General features: G+C 53.3%; 17 protein-coding genes, 1 pseudogene and 1 other annotated feature. Of the genes and pseudogenes, 13 read left to right on the forward strand and 5 right to left on the reverse strand.

From position 1 onward, the window contains the following. The gene (locus MKY74_RS11065) at positions 1–474 is read left to right on the forward strand and encodes a PAS domain S-box protein (protein WP_076170430.1); all 474 of its coding nucleotides are present in this window, start codon (positions 1–3) and stop codon (positions 472–474) included. A 46-nt stretch (positions 475–520) separates the two neighbouring features. Here MKY74_RS11065 and shc read toward each other — a convergent pair whose 3' ends face one another. Both shc and MKY74_RS11075 read right to left on the reverse strand, forming a co-directional pair. After that, entirely contained in the window at positions 521–2,449 is a 1,929-nt protein-coding gene (gene shc, locus MKY74_RS11070) for a squalene--hopene cyclase (protein WP_076170429.1), read from the reverse strand. A 77-nt stretch (positions 2,450–2,526) separates the two neighbouring features. Further along, entirely contained in the window at positions 2,527–3,438 is a 912-nt protein-coding gene (locus tag MKY74_RS11075; RefSeq protein WP_076170428.1) for an alpha/beta hydrolase, read from the reverse strand. A 136-nt stretch (positions 3,439–3,574) separates the two neighbouring features. Between MKY74_RS11075 and MKY74_RS11080 the strand changes: the two genes are divergently transcribed. The 6 genes from MKY74_RS11080 (at position 3,575) to MKY74_RS11105 (ending at position 8,650) form a co-directional block, all read left to right on the forward strand. Then, on the forward strand, positions 3,575–4,426 hold the full coding sequence (locus tag MKY74_RS11080) for a helix-turn-helix transcriptional regulator (protein WP_076170427.1): 852 nt from the start codon (positions 3,575–3,577) through the stop codon (positions 4,424–4,426). 135 nt (positions 4,427–4,561) lie between these two features. Continuing rightward, positions 4,562–5,791, forward strand: a complete 1,230-nt coding sequence (locus tag MKY74_RS11085; protein ID WP_076170426.1) for an MFS transporter — start codon at positions 4,562–4,564, stop codon at positions 5,789–5,791. A gap of 17 nt (positions 5,792–5,808) precedes the next feature. Next, positions 5,809–6,801, forward strand: coding sequence for a quinone oxidoreductase family protein (locus tag MKY74_RS11090; protein ID WP_076170425.1), 993 nt, complete (start codon positions 5,809–5,811; stop codon positions 6,799–6,801). Between the two features lie 121 nt (positions 6,802–6,922). Then, a complete protein-coding gene (locus tag MKY74_RS11095) occupies positions 6,923–7,378 on the forward strand; it encodes an SRPBCC domain-containing protein (protein ID WP_076170424.1) in 456 nt (151 codons plus the stop codon). 423 nt (positions 7,379–7,801) lie between these two features. Next, complete coding sequence (locus MKY74_RS11100; protein WP_244169268.1) at positions 7,802–8,314, forward strand: restriction endonuclease; 513 nt, start codon at positions 7,802–7,804, stop codon at positions 8,312–8,314. A 102-nt stretch (positions 8,315–8,416) separates the two neighbouring features. Beyond that, positions 8,417–8,650, forward strand: a complete 234-nt coding sequence (locus MKY74_RS11105; RefSeq protein WP_076170422.1) for a hypothetical protein — start codon at positions 8,417–8,419, stop codon at positions 8,648–8,650. A gap of 353 nt (positions 8,651–9,003) precedes the next feature. Here the strand turns inward: MKY74_RS11105 and MKY74_RS11110 are convergent, their stop codons facing one another. The 3 genes and pseudogenes from MKY74_RS11110 to MKY74_RS11120 all read right to left on the reverse strand — a co-directional run. Next, on the reverse strand, positions 9,004–9,987 hold the full coding sequence (locus MKY74_RS11110) for a glycoside hydrolase family 43 protein (protein WP_076170421.1): 984 nt from the start codon (positions 9,985–9,987) through the stop codon (positions 9,004–9,006). A gap of 219 nt (positions 9,988–10,206) precedes the next feature. Continuing rightward, positions 10,207–11,277, reverse strand: a complete 1,071-nt coding sequence (locus MKY74_RS11115; protein WP_084203900.1) for a hypothetical protein — start codon at positions 11,275–11,277, stop codon at positions 10,207–10,209. Beyond that, positions 11,267–11,383 (reverse strand): annotated as a pseudogene (locus MKY74_RS11120) (sigma-70 family RNA polymerase sigma factor); the annotation flags it as partial. The pseudogene MKY74_RS11120 and the gene MKY74_RS11115, both read right to left, overlap by 11 nt. Here MKY74_RS11120 and MKY74_RS11125 point away from each other — a divergent pair. The 6 genes from MKY74_RS11125 to MKY74_RS11150 all read left to right on the forward strand — a co-directional run bounded on the left by MKY74_RS11125 (position 11,355) and on the right by MKY74_RS11150 (position 17,263). After that, positions 11,355–11,819, forward strand: coding sequence for a hypothetical protein (locus MKY74_RS11125; RefSeq protein WP_144025419.1), 465 nt, complete (start codon positions 11,355–11,357; stop codon positions 11,817–11,819). The pseudogene MKY74_RS11120 and the gene MKY74_RS11125 sit on opposite strands and share 29 nt — an antisense overlap. Positions 11,820–11,888: 69 nt before the next feature. After that, positions 11,889–12,416 carry a PadR family transcriptional regulator gene (locus tag MKY74_RS11130; RefSeq protein ID WP_076170418.1) on the forward strand — a complete coding sequence of 176 codons (528 nt, stop codon included), beginning with the start codon at positions 11,889–11,891 and terminating at the stop codon, positions 12,414–12,416. 82 nt (positions 12,417–12,498) lie between these two features. Next, positions 12,499–12,734: a binding site (T-box leader), on the forward strand. Positions 12,735–12,828: 94 nt separating this feature from the next. Then, positions 12,829–14,391, forward strand: coding sequence for a 2-isopropylmalate synthase (locus MKY74_RS11135; protein ID WP_076170417.1), 1,563 nt, complete (start codon positions 12,829–12,831; stop codon positions 14,389–14,391). Between the two features lie 15 nt (positions 14,392–14,406). Continuing rightward, positions 14,407–14,880 carry a YbaK/EbsC family protein gene (locus MKY74_RS11140; RefSeq protein WP_076170416.1) on the forward strand — a complete coding sequence of 158 codons (474 nt, stop codon included), beginning with the start codon at positions 14,407–14,409 and terminating at the stop codon, positions 14,878–14,880. A gap of 269 nt (positions 14,881–15,149) precedes the next feature. Next, positions 15,150–15,818 (forward strand): helix-turn-helix transcriptional regulator, encoded by a 669-nt coding sequence (locus MKY74_RS11145; protein ID WP_076170415.1) that lies wholly within the window; start codon positions 15,150–15,152, stop codon positions 15,816–15,818. A 353-nt stretch (positions 15,819–16,171) separates the two neighbouring features. Next, positions 16,172–17,263: an alanine racemase gene (locus MKY74_RS11150; protein WP_076170414.1), complete on the forward strand. Its 1,092-nt coding sequence runs from the start codon at positions 16,172–16,174 to the stop codon at positions 17,261–17,263. The last annotated feature ends 6 nt before the right edge of the window (positions 17,264–17,269 follow it).

Below are 17,269 nucleotides of genomic sequence, written 5' to 3' on the forward strand. Positions count from 1 at the left end.
ATGGACGAACGATTGGATCGGGCGCCTTGCGGATATGTGTCCATGGCCGATAATCGCGTTATCCAGGACGTCAACGCCACGCTGTGCCGCATGCTAGGATATGAGAAACGGGGAATGTGCGGAAGCAGCTTCGAATCGCTGTTGACCCGTTCCAGCCGGATTTTTTTTCAAATCTATTTTCTTCCGCTCATGAAGCTGAACCGGGGCGTCGAGGAAATGTATTTGACGTTTAAAACGAGCAGCGGCGAACCCCTTCCCGTGCTACTTAACGCTTCGGCCGTGGAACGGGATGGCGAATGGGTCTACGATTGCATGCTGATGCCCATGCGCCGGCGGATGGAATATGAACAGCAGATCCAGCAAGCCGAGAGCGCTTCAAACCGGGCGCGGGAAGAGCTTGAGCGGATCGAGAACCTTCTCCGGCAGAAACGCGATGAGCTGGAGCGGATACAGGGATCGTCTTCCATGGAATAAGTCATATTTCAGTAAAAACGGTTTGAAAAAAGCCGCCGGACTCTTGTCAGAGATCCGGCGGCTTTGGTGTTTCCGGGGAGGCATGGCCGTATTTGCGCTTGTAATGGCTCAGCGCCAGAAGCGGCCAAATGTATCGGTAGCTGTGGTACTGGGAGTAGAAGGTGCCGGGAAGGCCGGCCCCCGTCGGATAGGCCGTCATGCCGCCGTCCTGCTGCAGCAGGGAAGTCAGCCTTTGGACGCCCCGGTCCACGGAAGGCGACGGCTGCTCCTGCACTGCGATGAGCGCGTCCAAAGCCCAGGCCGTTTGCGACGGCGTGCTCGCTCCGAGGGAGACATAGCGCATGATTCGGTCGCTCCGGCAGGATTCGCCCCATCCGCCGTCCGGGTTTTGGATCTGCTCAAGCCAACGGACGCCTTTTTGGATCGCATCATGACTGGCCGGTACACCGGCTGCCGCCAGTCCTGTTAATGCTGCCCAGGTGCCGTAGATGTAGCATACTCCCCAGCGCCCGTACCACGAGCCGTCCTTTTCCTGGTGCCGGATCAGCCAGTTTGCGCCCCGCCGGATGAACTCATGCCGCTGCGTCAAACCCGCAAAATGGCCGAGGTACTCCAGCGTCCGGCCCGTCAGATCCGCCTCGGAGGGATCGATGGCCGCGGACTTGGCCCCTTCGATTGCGAGCCAGGTCAGGATGTGCTTGTCGGTATCCTTTTCGAACGCCGGCCAGCCTCCGTCCCGGTTCTGCATCGACAGCACCCAATTCAGCCCGCGGTTCCATGCTTCCCGGTACAGCGGGTCTGTTTCCGTTAGGCGGGATATCGCGCGCAGCGCCGCCGTGGTGTCATCCACATCCGGGTTGATCGTGTTCGACTCGGAGAATCCCCAGCCGCCGGGAGCCGTGTCCGGGTTATGGAGACTCCAATCGGCCGGTTTGTCCTGCTGCCGGGACAGCAGGTAGGAGGCGGCCTGACGGATGGCCGGATGATTCTCCGCAACCCCGGCCTCCTGGAGGGCATCGGCGATCAGGGCGGTGTCCCAGACGGTGGAGGGCGAATTCTGGATCGTAGTCGTCCCGTCCGCCTGACACTGCATGGCAGTCAGCCCTCTGACGGCATCGCTGATGACGGGATGCTCCCGCTCATAGCCCAAGGCAAGCAGCGCCAGAACCATCAGAATCGTGCTGCTTGCGTAGCTGTACAGGGTGCCGTCCGGCTCAATTCGATCCAGCATAAACCGCTCGGCCCGTTCCACGGCGGCTTCATGGATGAAACGCGGCGTGCCGATCAGCCTGTTCATTCCCCGGCGGAGTTCCGCCTGCAGGTTCTCGTACTCCCGCGGCAGCGGATCATCTTCGTCGGCATCCAAGCGCGGGGAGGCAAGGTCGGAGAGGTCGGGAGCGTCCGGCGGAGAAACCGAAAACTTCCGGTCCGCCATGATCAGCAGCGGCGTGAGATGGACTCTGGAATAGCCCGAAAATTCGAAAAAGTTGATCGGAAAATACGAGGGGAACAGCAGCACCTCCAGCGGGATCATGGAGATCGACCGGGGCCAGGGGCGCTGGCCCGTCGCTGCCAGGATCGCCTTGGTCAAAATGCTGTCGACCTTACCGATTCCTCCACGCGAAAGGATATACCGCTTGGCGCGCTGCATATGCTCCTCCTCCGGCCGGCTGTAACCGGAGCAAAGCAGGGCATAGTAAGCCTCCACCGAAGCGGATAAGCTGCCCTCTTCCTCATCGGGATACAGTTTCCAGCATCCGTCAGGCTGCTGCTCTTTGCAGATTCGGTCGTGAAGCTGCCGGATGATACCTTCCGGATCCGCCTCCAAAATACGAAAGAGGATGATCACGAAGGCGTCGATGCCGATTCCGTTTTCAAAGCAAAAACGCCAGGAGCCGTCCGACTGCTGCGTCTTCAGGAGATAGGCCGTCAAACGCCCGATCTCCTCATCTACCGTACTTCGCCTATTGCTCATTTTGCCGCTTCCCTCCGTTTGTTGACCATTGATAGCAATATATGTCGGCAGGGAAGGAGAAATGAGAAAGCCGCTGATTATACCAGGGTTTGCAGAAATCTGCGGATATCCTCGTAAACGAGGCGGCCGTCGTCGAACAAGTCGGTCATGGCGTAAAAGCCGTGGATCATGCCGGGATAACGCCTGAATGTGACTAAGACCCCGGCCTCCGCAAGCCGTCTGCCATACGCTTCCCCTTCGTCGCGGACCGGATCATACTCGGCCGTGATGATTAGTGTCTGCGGCAGGCCGTCAAGGCGGCCGAGCATCGGCGATGCGAGCGGGTTCGAACGGTCGGTGCTCCCCTTTAAGTAATGCTTCCTGAAGTAATCCAGCACGTTACGGTTTAGAAAATAACCTTCGGCGAATCGATCTTCCGATTCATAGCTTTGCGAATAATCCGTGAGGGGGCAAATTAATATTTGCCCAGCAACATCGACTTGTCCCAAATCACGCAGCTGTTGGGCAACTACGGCTGCCAGATTACCACCGGCGCTGTCCCCCGCTAGGGTCAGCTTGGAGGGGTCAAATCCGAGTTCCCCGGCATGTTCCGCCACCCATTTGGCGGCGAAGACGGCCTCTGTCGGAGCGGCGGGAAAAGGATGTTCGGGAGCCAGCCTGTAGTCCACCGATACGACGGCACAACGGGTTACTGCCGCCAGCATGCGGCACATCGGGTCATACTTCTGCACATCGCATATGACGAAGCCTCCACCGTGATAGAATACGATAACGGGCAGCGGGCCTTCCCGCTCTGGCCGGTAGATCCGCAGCGGCAGATCACCGTAAGGCCCCTCGATGCTCCTATCTTGAACCGATGCGAGCTCGAACGTATCTGAAATGACGGTTCCTGCGGCTATTTTGCGCAGCTCCACAGGATCCAGTGTGTGGGAGGGCGGCAGGGATGCCGTATCCTGTATGAATTTTTTGGCTTGTGCATGCAGTGTCATAGAATTTGTTCCTTCTTTCCTGATATTTGGTTAAGGGACATCATGGCTTGAAGCGAGATTAACATGCCGTTTATACTGAAGGCAGTAGCAAACGTAACTAGCATAAAAACTACCTGGATAGGAGTGGACTGGACCGATGGAAGCCGGTTTGAACCGAAAAGCGATCGGAGATTTCCTGAAAGCTAGACGAGCGCAGCTGACACCAGAGCAGTTTGGACTGCCGCAGGGACATACGCGCCGCAGAACGCCAGGACTCCGCCGGGAGGAAGTGGCGCAGCTGGCCGACTTAAGCATTACTTGGTACACGTGGTTAGAGCAGGGCCGGGAAGTATCCGCATCGCCCGAGGTACTGGATCGCCTGTCCTCTGCGCTCCAGCTGAGCCCTACGGAGCGTGAATATTTGTATCTTCTTGCCGGGAGGTATCCGGTACCATCCAGGGATATGTCGGCATACAAGCTGTCGCCCGCCTTTATGAATTTGGTGGCGAGCACGCCGTATCCCTTTTTCGTCATCGGACCGGAAAATCGCCTCATCGCCTGGAACGAGCTCGCCTGCGAAATTTTGACGGATTTTTCAGCGATACCTCCCGAGGACATGCAGATGCTCCGCCTTACTTTTATGCATCCTGCATTTCGGACCAAAATTATTAATTGGGAGCACTCGACCAAAATCGCGCTTTCTTTCTACAGGAAGCTGTACGACCGCTCGGCAAGTCAGCCTTGGTATACCCGGCTCATTGAGGAACTGACCATTAGCAGCAAAGAATTTGCCGAATGGTGGCCTCTTCATGAAGTAGCCGAAAAGAACGGCCTGCGAATCGAAGTGAAGCACCCGGCAATGGGGCACCTGCACTTTGAAATCATTACGTTTACCCAAATCAATGATCTTGAAAATCTGATGTGCTGCATCTATATGCCGCTGCCGGAGACACGTACGCCCGAAAAGCTGGAGGCATGGTTGAAGACTCGCCCGGCTGCCCGCATGTAAGCGAATTTTTTCGCCGAAGTGCGGTTTTTTTTTTTTGCCCTGAATGTTCCTGTTAGTTTTTATACTAGTTAAAAATTTGATCTGGTTCCCTCTGCCTCCTTAACGTAATGTGATTTACCGAAAGGAGGCGTCTGTATGAAACCATCACCTGAAGTTCCCCGGCCTTTATCTTCTCCGTTACGCCCTCTATTGGTGCTTTCCTTGTGCGCATTTGCCATCGGCATGGCTGAATTCGTCATCATGGGCATACTGCCCGACATCGCTTCGGACCTGCAGGTCACGATATCGGATGCCGGGCTGCTCATTTCAGGCTATTCGCTTGGCGTTGCCGTTACTGCTCCGCTCATCATGATATTGACGGGACGTTTGCCCCGGAAAACGCTGCTTCTCCTCCTTATGCTGCTGTTTGTCCTCAGCAACGCTTTGGCCGTATCCGCTCAAGACTTCTCCGTGCTGATGACAGCGAGGATCTTGATGTCCTTGACGCACGGCTCGTTTTTCGGCGTGGCCACGGTCATGGCGGCTGAGATGGTGACCGCCGATAAGAGGGCCTGGGCGATATCCGTTCTCGTCAGCGGCTCTTCCATAGCGAACATCGCCGGCGTTCCCTTTGGTACGTGGGTTGGCCATGCCCTTGGCTGGCGTTATACGTTTGCGGCGATTGCCGTCATCGGGGCCGCGGCGGTGGCGGGACTCTTCCGGCTGCTTCCCGGCCATCTGAGCACCCGGACTGATCCGCTGAAACGGGAAATCGGCGTTCTGGGCAAACCGGAAGTATTACTCGCGCTGCTGGTGAGCGCTTTATGTTTTGGCGGCGTGTTTATGACCTTTACGTACGTAGCTCCGCTGCTGGAGCAGCTGGCCATGTTTGACGGCCGCTCCGTTTCGTGGATTCTGGTTTTGTTCGGCATTGGCGTCACCCTTGGCAATGTAGCGGGAGGGAGGTTGGCCGATTGGAGCTTGAGACCTGCGCTGATCGGAATCACCGCGGGGTTAGCAGTATGCCTCTTTGCCTTTACAGTGACACTCGAAAGCAAGATTTTTGCCGTGGCGGATATTTTTCTTCTGGGGGTGTTCAGCTTCGGCATTCTTCCCTGTCTTACGGTCCTCGTAATGAGCAAGGCAAAGGAAGCGCCAAATCTGGCCACCACCATGAACGTATCTGCGCTGCATATCAGCAACGCAGTGGGGGCCTGGCTGGGAGGAATGGTCATCGACAGCCGGTTTGGGCTTCGAGCAGTACCGCTTTTTTCCGGAGGGGTTACGCTATTGGGATTGACGCTGATCGTCTTCATGATCCTGCTGGAAACGAGGCGCAGAAAGATTCATCGAAAACAGCAGCAGGCGATTCCAGTAGAAAATTAGAAAGGAGAGTAATTCTGATGAAAGCTCTAATCGTAGAACAACCGGGGGAGGCGCAAGCCCTTCGCCTGAAAGAAGTAAAGACTCTGTCTGCAGCACCGGGCAGATTGACCATCGACGTCGCGTATGCCGGTGTAGGCTTCGTGGATGTGATGCTGGCCAGAGGGGAATTTGACCACGTTCAGCCGCCTTATGTTCCCGGTTTAGAGGTTGCCGGCTATGTGCGGGAGATAGGCGAAGGCGTCAAGGGCTTCCGTGTAGGCGAGCCGGTTGCGGCGATGACGCTGTCTGAGATTGGGGGATTTGCTACGGTGGTATCCGTCAGACCCGAACTGACCGTACGGCTTGCAGAGCTCGATTCCACTCTGGATCTGGCAGTGGCTGCCGCTTCCATCGTCAATTTGACTACGGCTCTGATCGTGATGAAAGACGTGATTCGCCTGCAGACAGGCGGAAGCCTGTTGGTCCATGCCGCCGCCGGAGGACTGGGAAGTTTCCTTGGCCAGGTCGCCCGCCGGTTGGGTGCCGGCTTGGTGTTGGGCACGGTTGGATCGGAAAGTAAAAAGAGCCTTGCCTCCTCCCTTGGGTACGATGAATTATGTATCCGCTCCGGATTTGTCGAAGAGACGATGAGGGCTACTGGCGGCCAAGGCGTTGATGCCGTACTGGATCCTGTAGGTGGAGCCATGAGAAGGGCGAGTCTTGACGTGATGAAGCCATTTGGTCAGCTCGTTGTGCTTGGCAACGCCGGTGGGGAGCCGGATACACTGCAATCGACCCAAGAGCTGTGGTTTAAAAATCTGTCCGTCGCCGGATTTCAGCTTGGTACATACAGCGATGCTAACCCCGAGAGGGCAGGCCAAAGGGCCAATGAAGCGCTGCAAATGCTGGCCAAAGGAGAAGTCCATGCCGACATCTTCGGGACTTACCCGGCACATGAAGCCAATGAAGCGCTTCGTCTTCTGGAGACCGGATCCACGCGCGGGAAGCTGCTGCTTAAGATGGATGAGTGAACATGCGTTTCGTTTAAGCAAAAAAATAGATTGGCTTCAACCAGCCTGCATGCTAAAGTGAAAAAATGGATGAAACGATCCAGCAACACCCGTTCCTATCAAGCAATGGAAGGTGAATGAAATGGCAGTCAATCCATCAAGCAGCAGCTTGACGTACGAAGTCTTGATCGCAGCTCCGCCCGAGCGGGTGTGGGCGGCCATTGCCACATCGGAAGGTACACGCGCCACGTTGTTCGGGTCCAGCATCGAATCGACTTTTGAGCCGGGGGCCCGCGTCGAATTCCGGGGACCGGGGCCCGATGGGGACCGGACGCTTCATGTGTACGGATTCGTGAAGTCGTACGAGCCGAACCGAGAGTTTTCGTATGAACAGCATCCTGCTCCGGCTTACAATGAACAGCATGAATCCGTATATTGTGATATGACTTATCAATTGACGCCGGTGGGAGACCGGACGAAGCTGGAATTGACCTGCTCGTGGTCCGAAGGCAATCCGGGATACGAACACGCCAAGCAAGAGTATCCAGCCTCGTCCTATATGGACGCCATCCGGAATTTTGCCGAAGGGGTAGCGTAGACCCTGACGGCAGGGACAACGCCGGTTGATCTGTCTCTCCATTTCGTGATGCCATGTACGGCACTGCAAACCAAAAAAGGCTTATCTCCATTTGGTGGAGGTAAGCCTTTTTAATGAGCGCCAAGCATGATCATCTATAGAAATGAAAATCTCGAACGGGGACTGGCAAGCGTTTACTGTTAGTCAAGGGCAATGGCGTATTCCAATTGTTTTATCAAATTTAAAGATGACATACTACTCCCTACAAGTAGAATATTAGTATTTAGTTTCTTTCTTGATATAAAGAGTCTGCAGGTTGAAACGTATAATGATTGGCAATGATGGTTGTTAAAGGAGTGAAGCTAAATGACCATTTTGTTCAGTTTATCGATCATCATAATCTGTTATTTGCTGTATTCGAATCAGAAACAGAAGCTACTGCTAGTGAACTATCAAGAAAATGCCCTTGAAGCATTCTCTTCTCATGAAGATATGAAGGAGACCCTTCGAATTGGTTTATATAATCGTTTCAAACGTGATTTGGAAATGGAGAAGGAAGGCAATCCATTGTTATTTGAGCAATTCGCTGCTGAGATCATAACCACGGTGCGTGGTGGCAGAACTTATGTCACAAAAGGGTCAGGGGACTTTGGCATCGATATTGAGGAGCATTCTGATGAAGGACTATATCTTGGGCAAGTAAAATGCTATAGTGATCAGAATTTAGTAGGATTTGATCCTATCGCTATCGTGCATTCTCAAATGATCAAACAGGGTGCGGCGGGAGGTTATGTGATCACAACGAGTGATTTTTCCTCAAATGCTTATACGTATGCGAAAGGTTTAAATATTGACCTAATTAACGGCAAGCAGGTTGTTGATATGTGGTTGGATTATTTAGACGCGAAACATGATCGTATAAATGGGTTACAACCTATTCCACAAATGCAAAATTAAAGTTTAGGTTATTTTTTTGTTAATGAGTCAGGGATAGGAGATATGTTATAATTTCAGGGTAAGGTTGTTTCAGATCAGGAAAGGCAAAAGGAGGTTGGAAGGATGAATTTTAGTCTAAAAGCTCCTGACGGTACGGTCATTGAATCGTATTTGAAAGATCACAAAGAATTTATTCGTATAGATGGCCTGGAATATGAGGTCCACAGTCCTGTAGATGAGCTGGATTCTGATCCTGAAATCCGCCATATGATCGAAGCATCGGAGACGGATCTGGTGGAGGGCAAATTGTACTCCACAGAAGAATTAATCGAATCGGTGAAGCGTGGTGAGCTGTAGTTGATTGTCCAATGGACGGAAACGGCAGCTAATCGGCTACGGCAAAATAAGAGTGAGCATTCGTTATGTGATTACTTCATTCAAGCATAGTGCAATGAAGCGTAAATAAGAATGATGACCGATTCCCAAGGGAGTCGGTTTTTTTGTGCCCACAAACTTAAGCATCGCCCTTCCGCATTCTATGAGGAATTGAAGGGGTTGAAATGTCTGCTTTCACGTTACTTGGACCTTTGCTAACCTTTTGGGAGCGCCATATGTGGAGCTGCCCTGTACGGCGCTGCAAACCAAAAAAGACTTATCTCCATTTGGTGGAGGTAAGCCTTTTCATTTTGCCTCGAGCGTGTCACATGCAATTACTTCCCGTACGGATCGATCGTTTCGATCGTACCGTCCTCGTGGATCGTCAGCTCGGTGAATTTGACGCAGCGTTTGTTGTCCGCGCCGCCCGAGAGGGAGCTGTCGTGATAGAACAAGTACCATTTATCCTGGAACTGCACGATCGAGTGGTGAGTCGTCCAGCCGATGACCGGCGTCAGGATTTTTCCTTTGTACGTAAAAGGTCCCTGCGGGTTCTCGCTCACAGCGTATACGATGTTATGGGTCGTGCCGGTCGAGTAGGACAGATAATACAGTCCGTTATGCTTATGTACCCACGGTCCTTCAAAATATCTCCGTTCCTCGTCCCCTGCCAAAATCGGCTGGCCGTTCTCATCAAGAATGGAGATTTCGCGTGGCGCGTCCTTGAAGGTGAGCAGGTCGTCGCTCAGCTCAGCCACTCTTGGCCCCAGCGCCGGTTCGTCGGCCGCCGGGCCTTCTGCATTCGGATCAAAGGTGCCCGTCTGCCATTTTTCCAGCTGGCCGCCCCACAACCCGCCGAAGTATATAAAAGCGCTTCCGTCATCATCCATAAGAACGGCCGGGTCAATGCTGAAGCTGCCCGGAATATATTCCGGCTGCGGAGTGAACGGTCCCGCGGGAGAGGAGCTGGTGGCTACGCCGATCCGGAAAATGTTGTCGTGATCCCGTGCCGGAAAGAAGAGGTAGTACGTGTTGTTCTTATAAGCCGCATCCGGAGCCCAGAGCTGCTGCTTGGCCCAAGGGATATCGCGGAGATGCAGCGCCTCGCCGTGGTCCTGGCATGGGGAGTTCGCATCGTCCATGGACAGGATGTGGTAGTCCTCCATGTCGTACTGGTCCCCGTTATCATTGGACGTGTGCTCATGGTCCAGGTCGTGGGAAGGGTAAATATACAATTTGCCTTCAAACACGTGAGCCGAAGGGTCGGCGGTATAAATGTGGGTGACCAAAGGCTCGCGCTGCGTCACAGGCTGAGTCATCTCGTTTCCTCCTTAATCAGTGGTTGGATGGATGCTGCAATAGGTGCTCCTTTCCATTTTAACAAACAAACCGGGTCAAAAACCTACAAGATTTATAGGTCTTTTCCTCAAAATTTTAGGTTTTTAAGAAAATGGATGGTTCTCTTTTTGAGACGATCAGTTCTATGGGGGTACCCTAAATAAAAACAGGCGCCATTTCTGGCGCCTGTACTGATCTTTCTACCAAGGCGTTTCCGTTTTATGTTCAATCACTTGCGATACTTTGGGTTCAACCATTTGTTTCAATTGTTCCAGTGCACGCTCGTCATCGGAAGCTCCTCCATGCGAATCGGCCTGGAATTGTTTTTTAGCCTGAGTACTTGCGATGACGTCTATGACTTGTTGCTTGGAGATCTTTTTGGATGCTGCGATCTCGGCGACAGATGCACCTTTTGCCAATTCTTGTTTCAATTCTGCTGGGCTCATGTGAAGTAAAGCAAAGAGCTTTTCATCGTTTAAAAAGGCATCCGCAGTATAGTCAGGCTTGCCGTTTGTAGTGAAGAAGCCTTCCACGGTTGCGGCAGGGCCGCCTCCGATCAGCGAAACGCTGATCGTATTCCCTTGAACCAATGCCTGATAGAACGGCGTTGTCGATCCCTTTTCCGTATAGTTCAATATCAACGTTTTTGAGTCCGAATTCTGCATCGGCTCCATACTGTATTCGTACTTACCGGTGCTGCCGTACAGTTTGTTAATGAGATCATCGACCTTCGACTTGATTTCTTGATCGGTTAAGGAGATGACCGGCTTGTCTTGAGGCTGCCAGTTTTCTTGGTTTACATGTTCGATTTCACCCGTAATCCCGTTCAGATCAAGCCGGATCTTTTTGCCGTGATCTCCCTTTTCCTGCAGCACGATACTGGTTTGGATAGCTTTCCCCTGACTTGCATTCGCGGGATTTCCTCCAAGCTGGCTGGCGTCGACAATTTCAAACGACTTGGTTTCCGGGTAAGAGCGATACAGCTTGTCAAGCGCTGCCTGGCCAACCACATCCACCTTGACTTGTTCAGCCGTCATCGGTGTTCTCGTCGCCATTTCAATCAGGGGAGGGGCCGCGAATGCCGCGGTTGGAATCATAATTGCGGCAGCAACGATGCCGCCGATCCATCTTTTTTTCATCGTTTTTTTGCTCCTTTGTCGTTGTACGTATTGAGAATAGGATTGCTCGATTCGTTTGGAAACAGCCGGGGGGCATTCCATGGTCTCTGCCTCTCGGGTCAGGTATTCGCGGATTTGGCTTTCAATAGGCATTGTTCTTTACCATCCTTTCCAGGGGGAGGTTTCCCAAGTGTTTTCGAAGCGACTGCAGGCCCGCATGATATCTGGACTTGACGGTTCCCAGCGGAATATCGAGTAATTTGGTCGGTTTGGCTATCTACTTCGGCTTCCACAACTACGGAGTGGAGACGTTCCTGAAGATGTGGATGGTGCACTCCCTGGAAATGCTCGTCGCCATCGAGTTCACCAGCATTTGCGTGCTGCTGCTCGGCCAGGCCGGCATGATGCTGAATCTGCCGCTGCTGCTGTCGCAGACGATTGCGGGCGGAGCTGTGCTGCCGCCGGAGATGATGCCGGCATTCTTCAAGGCATTCAGCCACATTTCGCCGATGTTCTACACCATTCATCTGGATTACAACCTGCTCTTTGGAGGCGGGAAAACGGCGGAATACGTCCTCGGTTTGGCCCTGGTAGGTGCGGGTGCGCTCGTCATCAACCTGTTCATTCACCAGTTTAAGCCGGTCAAATCGGCCAAGGCGGGAAAGGAGCCTGCAGCGGAACCGCAATTCATGTAAAATAAGATCGGATGGGCTGACAGGAAAAGGTCCTGTCGGCCCTTTTTTCATATGATGAGGAGGATCGCAATGTCGCTTCAGATCTTTATTCTCGGCTTGCTCAGCGAGGGGGAGCACCATCCGTACGACATCAAGAAACAGGTGTTCAAGCCTCTGGAAAATACGATCACAATTAACGACGGGACGCTGTATTACAATTTTGAGGTCCTGCTGAAAAAGGGCTACATCCGCAAAATCAAAGTCGTCCAATCCGAAAACCGTCCGGAGAAAACGACATATGGCATTACCGACGAGGGCCGCAAGGCGCTGGAAGAGGAAATTTACGCGGTATTTCAAAATTTCACGAGCATCACGAGCCTGTATTCATCCCTATTGTTTCTGGATAAAGTGGATAAGCATAAGCTGGCTTACATCATCGAAGAGTCCATCGCCCGGCTGGAGAAAAAAATCCGGCTGATCGAGGAGCGGCCCGGCTTTTCCGAGGTTCCGGACAGGTACCGGGATTCGGCCCTTTTTATTAGCGAGCATGCCTACCACGCCCTGTCGAATGACGCCAACTGGCTCCGGAAGCTGATGGAACATCTCCGTTCTCCTTGACCTCCCGGCTTCAACTTTATAGAAAATCCAGGGTTGACAAAAGCAAATGGATGCCATAATATAATTAACAATTTCATACATCATAAAGGTTTCGATTAGAAATAGTAGAAGTGAAGTGACTTTTCAGAGAGCCGCTGGGTGGTGCGAAGCGGTGTGGTCGATCATTTCGAACTCGTCTATGAACCGCCACCTGACAATGTAGGGTCTGCCGGAGTTCCACCGTTACAGGGATAGATGGTGATTGCCATCGAAGAAGATCATTTTTGCATTGTTAAAAATGAATTAGAGTGGTACCGCGGGTTAAACCTCGTCTCTAGCGTAGAGACGGGGTTTTTTTGTTGGCCAAATTCCGGGTTTGGCCGGCACCCCTTTTAAATATATATGAACTACACTCATTTGGGAGGAATAGCAGATGAACCGCAAAATTATCGTATTGGACACGACGTTACGCGACGGAGAGCAGGTGCCTGGCGCCAAGCTCAACACGCAGCAGAAGGTTGAATTCGCGCAGCAGCTGAAGCGCCTCAATGTAGATATCATCGAGGCGGGCTTCCCTGCGTCGTCGGCGGGGGATTTTCAAGCCGTGCAGGAAATCGTCAGAACCGTAGGGGACAGCGTCTCTGTGACCGCGCTCGCCCGGGCGGTGAAAAGCGACATCGAAAGCGTGTATGAAAGCATCAAGCTGGCACAAAATCCGTTTATCCATATCGTGCTGGGCACGTCCAACATCCATGTGGAGAAAAAGTTCAGCCGCTCGAAGGACGCCGTCATGCAGATGGGGGTGGATGCGGTCAAATTTGCGAAGACGCTGCTGCCGGAGGTGCAGTACTCCACGGAGGATGCGTCCCGGTCGGAATTCGAGTACCTGTGGCAGACGATCGAAGCGGTGGTCAAAGCCGGCGCGACGATCATTAACGTTCCAGACACGGTAGGCTATGCCGTTCCGGAAGAGTTCGGCGAGCTGATCCGCAAAATCAACGACCGGCTGAAAAATCTGAACGACAAGGTCGTCCTGAGTGTGCACTGCCATAACGATCTGGGGCTGGCCACGGCAAACACACTGGCCGCCATCAAGAACGGGGCCGAGAAGGTGGAGTGCACCATCAACGGGCTTGGCGAACGCGCCGGCAACACCTCGCTCGAGGAAGTGGTGATGGGGCTGAAGGTGCGGGAGAATTATTTTAACTGCCACACCCAGATCCAGCTGAAGGAAATACTGCGCACCTCCCGGCTGCTGACGCATTTGACGGGCCTGGACGTACAGGTCAACAAGGCCATTACAGGCGAAAACGCCTTTGCTCACTCGTCCGGCATTCATCAGGATGGACTGCTGAAAGATAAAAACGTGTACGAAATCATGTCGCCGGAGGAAGTCGGAGCTGAGAGCATGGAATTGATCCTGACCGCGCGTTCCGGACGGCATGCGTTCAGAAATGCGGTAGAAAAGATCGGCTTCGACACGAGCAATCCAAACGATTTTGAGGAGCTGTTTGCGAAATTTCTGCAGCTGGCCGATGCCAAAAAGGAAGTGTACGACCATGACGTATTCTACCTGGTGACCGAGCACCGCAAGATCGATCAGGGCACCAGCCATCTGTATGAGCTGGAATCCTTCCAGGTCGTGACCAACGACCTCGTGCCGACGGCGACCGTCCAGCTGAAAAAAGGCGGCGAAAGCTATACCGACAGCAAAGTCGGGGACGGACCGATCGATGCGCTGTACAGCGCGATCAAGGCCTTGGTCGGACTTGACGTGCAGCTGAGGGATTATAAAATCAACAGCCTGTCCCGGGGCAAAGAGGCGATTGGCCGCGTCAACATCCGACTGGAATATCAGGGCAAAACTTATTCGGGACGGGCGATGGATACCGACATTATCAAGGCGAGCGCGCTGGCGTTCCTCAACGGCATCAACGCCGCCGTACTGGACGCACCGGGCGAGCCGCAGGCAGCTGTGCAGGGCGCAAGCGAGTAAAAGGAGGCATATATCATGGCTTTAAAAGAGAGTGCCGAGCGAGTGGAGGGCCGTCTCCGTGACATGGGCTACGACCATCGGGTGGTGGAACTGCCGGACAGCACTCGCACGGCGGAAGAAGCCGCGGCGGCGATTGGCTGCGAAGTGGCACAAATTGCGAAGTCCATTATTTTCCGTCAGAGCGGTTCCAATGAACCTGTGCTTGTTGTAGCAAGCGGCGTAAACCGCGTCAATGAAAAGCTTGTTTCCTCCTCGCTTAACGTCAAGCTGAAGAAGGCGGACGCAGATTTCGTGCGGGAACACACCGGCTTTGTCATCGGTGGTGTAGCGCCGATTGGTCACCTGGAGAGAATCACGACGATTATTGATGAAGACTTGTTGAAATTCGGCACGATTTGGGCGGCGGCCGGTCATCCGAAGGCGGTATTTTCTTGCACCCCGGAGGAGCTAACTGCAATGACAGCCGGACAGGTAATGACCATTCAATAAGGTATGGGGCCGAGGTTATGAGTACAGCCGGAGACGAACGTATTTTATGCGGTTGGGAACCAGTTCGGGCTCCGCATTTAAGATCCGAATCCAGAAGAGGCAGCAGGATGTGCTGCTTCTTCTGTTTTTATCATTTTTCGTATAGTCCTGCCGCGGATCTGCCGTCATGCCTTGACAAAAGGAACGATTTTGAAGAAACTAGACGTATATGAAAGTTTTTTTGATGTTCAAAATTATTTTTAGATGACAGATTAAAGAGAGTGGGATCTATGGAACATATCAAGGAAGAGCTGAATGTGCTGCTGCCTGTTATCCGGGCCATCGCCGCCCAGTTTGGGGAGAAATGCGAAGTGGTGCTTCACGATTTGACGCAAGGGTACGAAAGCACGATCGTGGCGATCGAGAATGGCCACATTACCGGGCGGAAGGTCGGGGACTGCGGCAGCAATCTTGGGCTGGAGGTGCTGCGCGGAACCGTGACGGAGGGAGACCGCTACAACTACATCACCCAGACGAAGGACGGCAAAATATTGCGTTCCTCCTCAACCTACTTCAAGAACAGCAAGGGTGAGACGATCGGAGCGCTTTGCATGAACCTGGATATATCCGATCTGCTCGTGGCGGAGAATACGATCCGCTCGCTGACGATGCACAGCCTCGATCAGGAAGTGAAAGAGGTATTCGTCAACGACGTGAACGATCTGCTTGATTACCTGCTGCAGGAATGCCAGAAGGAAATCGGCAAGCCGGTCTCGCATATGAGCAAGGATGACAAGGTGAAGGCGGTGCAGTTTCTGGATATGCGCGGCGCTTTTCTCGTGAAAAAGGCGGGAGATAAAGTATGCCAGTTCCTCGATATTTCCAAGTTTACGCTGTATAACTATCTCGACGAAATTCGGGCAAACCAGGACAAAGGCATGCCGAAAAACAGGGTATAGCAAGGAGAAGCCGCCGGACCAGGGCCGGATGGATTTTCGAACAGCAAAGTGACAGACAAGGGCAGAAGGAGTCCACGCATTTGCATGAACATAAGTGGGGAACGGATCTGCATAAGAGTAGGCCTGTATTCCGGGCTTTTCTTAGTGATGAATTGAAAGCGCATTCAGATTCGTGCTGAATCATAGAAATTATATTGACAATGCGCAGCGAAGGGATTCATAATGTGAACAATCAAAAAAATATTTTTTTGACCTAATTATTTTTTTGTAGTTATGGAGTTTGATTGTCTCAGCGAGCCTATCACAAGGGCATACCCATGACCCAGATCTGTGTCATTTAAGGAGGGAGCAAGATGGTTCAAACCGTATCAACGCCTGCCGTCATCGTCGATTTGGACATTGCCGAACGCAACATCCGCAGCATGGCGGAGGAAGCGAGAAAGGCCGGAATCCGGCACCGTCCCCACATCAAATCCCACAAGTCGGTTTATTTTGCCCGCAAGCAGCTGGAGGCCGGAAGCACCGGCATCACCTGCGCCAAGCTGGGGGAAGCGGAAGTGATGGCTGAAGCGGGGATCGACGATATTTTGATCGCTTTTCCCATCATTGGCGAAGACAAGCAAGAGCGGCTGTATCAGCTGGCGCAAAAGGTGAAAGTAACGACAGTCGCCGACAGCGTGGAAGGCGCCACGGCCGTGTCGGAGGTGGGTGAGCGTCTCGGCCGCCGCATACCGCTCTACATCGAGGTTGACGGAGGCATCGGGCGCTGCGGCCGGCAGCCGGGGGAGGACACGCTGCAATTTGCGCAGCGGATCCAAAGCCTGCCGGGGATCGAAATCACTGGGCTGCTGTCCTACGCGGGGCAGATTTACGGCGAAGAGAGCCGGGAAGAGATCCGCAGCACGGCACGACAAGAGGCGGCTACCCTGAAGAATACCGCCGATCTGCTGAGGGAAGCGGGGATCGACGTTCCGGTCGTCAGCGGCGGTTCGTCGCTGTCGTCCAAGTTCGCAGGGGAACTAGAGGGGGTAACCGAGATCCGCGCCGGAAATTACATATTCCACGACGTGGGCCAATTGTCGATGGGTATGATCACGGTGGACGATTGCGCGCTGCGAGTGATCACTACGGTCGTCAGCGTACCGGCTCCTGGCCGGGCGATCATCGACGCGGGATCCAAAACGCTCACCACGGACACGATGCCGTTCTCTAAAGGTTTCGGCTACATCGTGGAGCATCCCGACATCGAAATTTTCAAGCTGAATGAAGAGCACGGGTTCCTCAGTTATGATCCGGCTTCCGTATCGCTTCACATCGGCCAGCACCTGACGATTATCCCGAACCATGCCTGCGTCCTTCCGAATCTGTGCGATGACATCGTCGGCTTCCGCGGAGGAGTGCCGGTCGAGAAGATCCGGATCGACGCAAGGGGCAAGAACAGCTAAGCGCTA

The organism is Paenibacillus sp. FSL R5-0378, assembly GCF_038009285.1.
Taxonomy (GTDB): Bacteria; Bacillota; Bacilli; order Paenibacillales; family Paenibacillaceae; genus Paenibacillus_AQ; species Paenibacillus_AQ favisporus.

Bases quoted from the DNA above. Each gene is read 5' to 3' on its own strand.
- MKY74_RS11095 (WP_076170424.1), top strand. From the start codon at position 6,923: ATGGCAGTCAATCCATCAAGCAGCAGCTTGACGTACGAAGTCTTGATC.
- MKY74_RS11110 (WP_076170421.1), bottom strand. From the start codon at position 9,987: ATGACTCAGCCTGTGACGCAGCGCGAGCCTTTGGTCACCCACATTTAT.
- MKY74_RS11140 (WP_076170416.1), top strand. From the start codon at position 14,407: ATGGCTTTAAAAGAGAGTGCCGAGCGAGTGGAGGGCCGTCTCCGTGAC.
- MKY74_RS11115 (WP_084203900.1), bottom strand. From the start codon at position 11,277: ATGCCTATTGAAAGCCAAATCCGCGAATACCTGACCCGAGAGGCAGAG.
- MKY74_RS11150 (WP_076170414.1), top strand. From the start codon at position 16,172: ATGGTTCAAACCGTATCAACGCCTGCCGTCATCGTCGATTTGGACATT.
- MKY74_RS11145 (WP_076170415.1), top strand. From the start codon at position 15,150: ATGGAACATATCAAGGAAGAGCTGAATGTGCTGCTGCCTGTTATCCGG.
- MKY74_RS11085 (WP_076170426.1), top strand. From the start codon at position 4,562: ATGAAACCATCACCTGAAGTTCCCCGGCCTTTATCTTCTCCGTTACGC.
- MKY74_RS11130 (WP_076170418.1), top strand. From the start codon at position 11,889: ATGTCGCTTCAGATCTTTATTCTCGGCTTGCTCAGCGAGGGGGAGCAC.
- MKY74_RS11090 (WP_076170425.1), top strand. From the start codon at position 5,809: ATGAAAGCTCTAATCGTAGAACAACCGGGGGAGGCGCAAGCCCTTCGC.
- MKY74_RS11105 (WP_076170422.1), top strand. From the start codon at position 8,417: ATGAATTTTAGTCTAAAAGCTCCTGACGGTACGGTCATTGAATCGTAT.
- MKY74_RS11075 (WP_076170428.1), bottom strand. From the start codon at position 3,438: ATGACACTGCATGCACAAGCCAAAAAATTCATACAGGATACGGCATCC.
- MKY74_RS11080 (WP_076170427.1), top strand. From the start codon at position 3,575: ATGGAAGCCGGTTTGAACCGAAAAGCGATCGGAGATTTCCTGAAAGCT.
- MKY74_RS11135 (WP_076170417.1), top strand. From the start codon at position 12,829: ATGAACCGCAAAATTATCGTATTGGACACGACGTTACGCGACGGAGAG.
- shc (WP_076170429.1), bottom strand. From the start codon at position 2,449: ATGAGCAATAGGCGAAGTACGGTAGATGAGGAGATCGGGCGTTTGACG.
- MKY74_RS11065 (WP_076170430.1), top strand. From the start codon at position 1: ATGGACGAACGATTGGATCGGGCGCCTTGCGGATATGTGTCCATGGCC.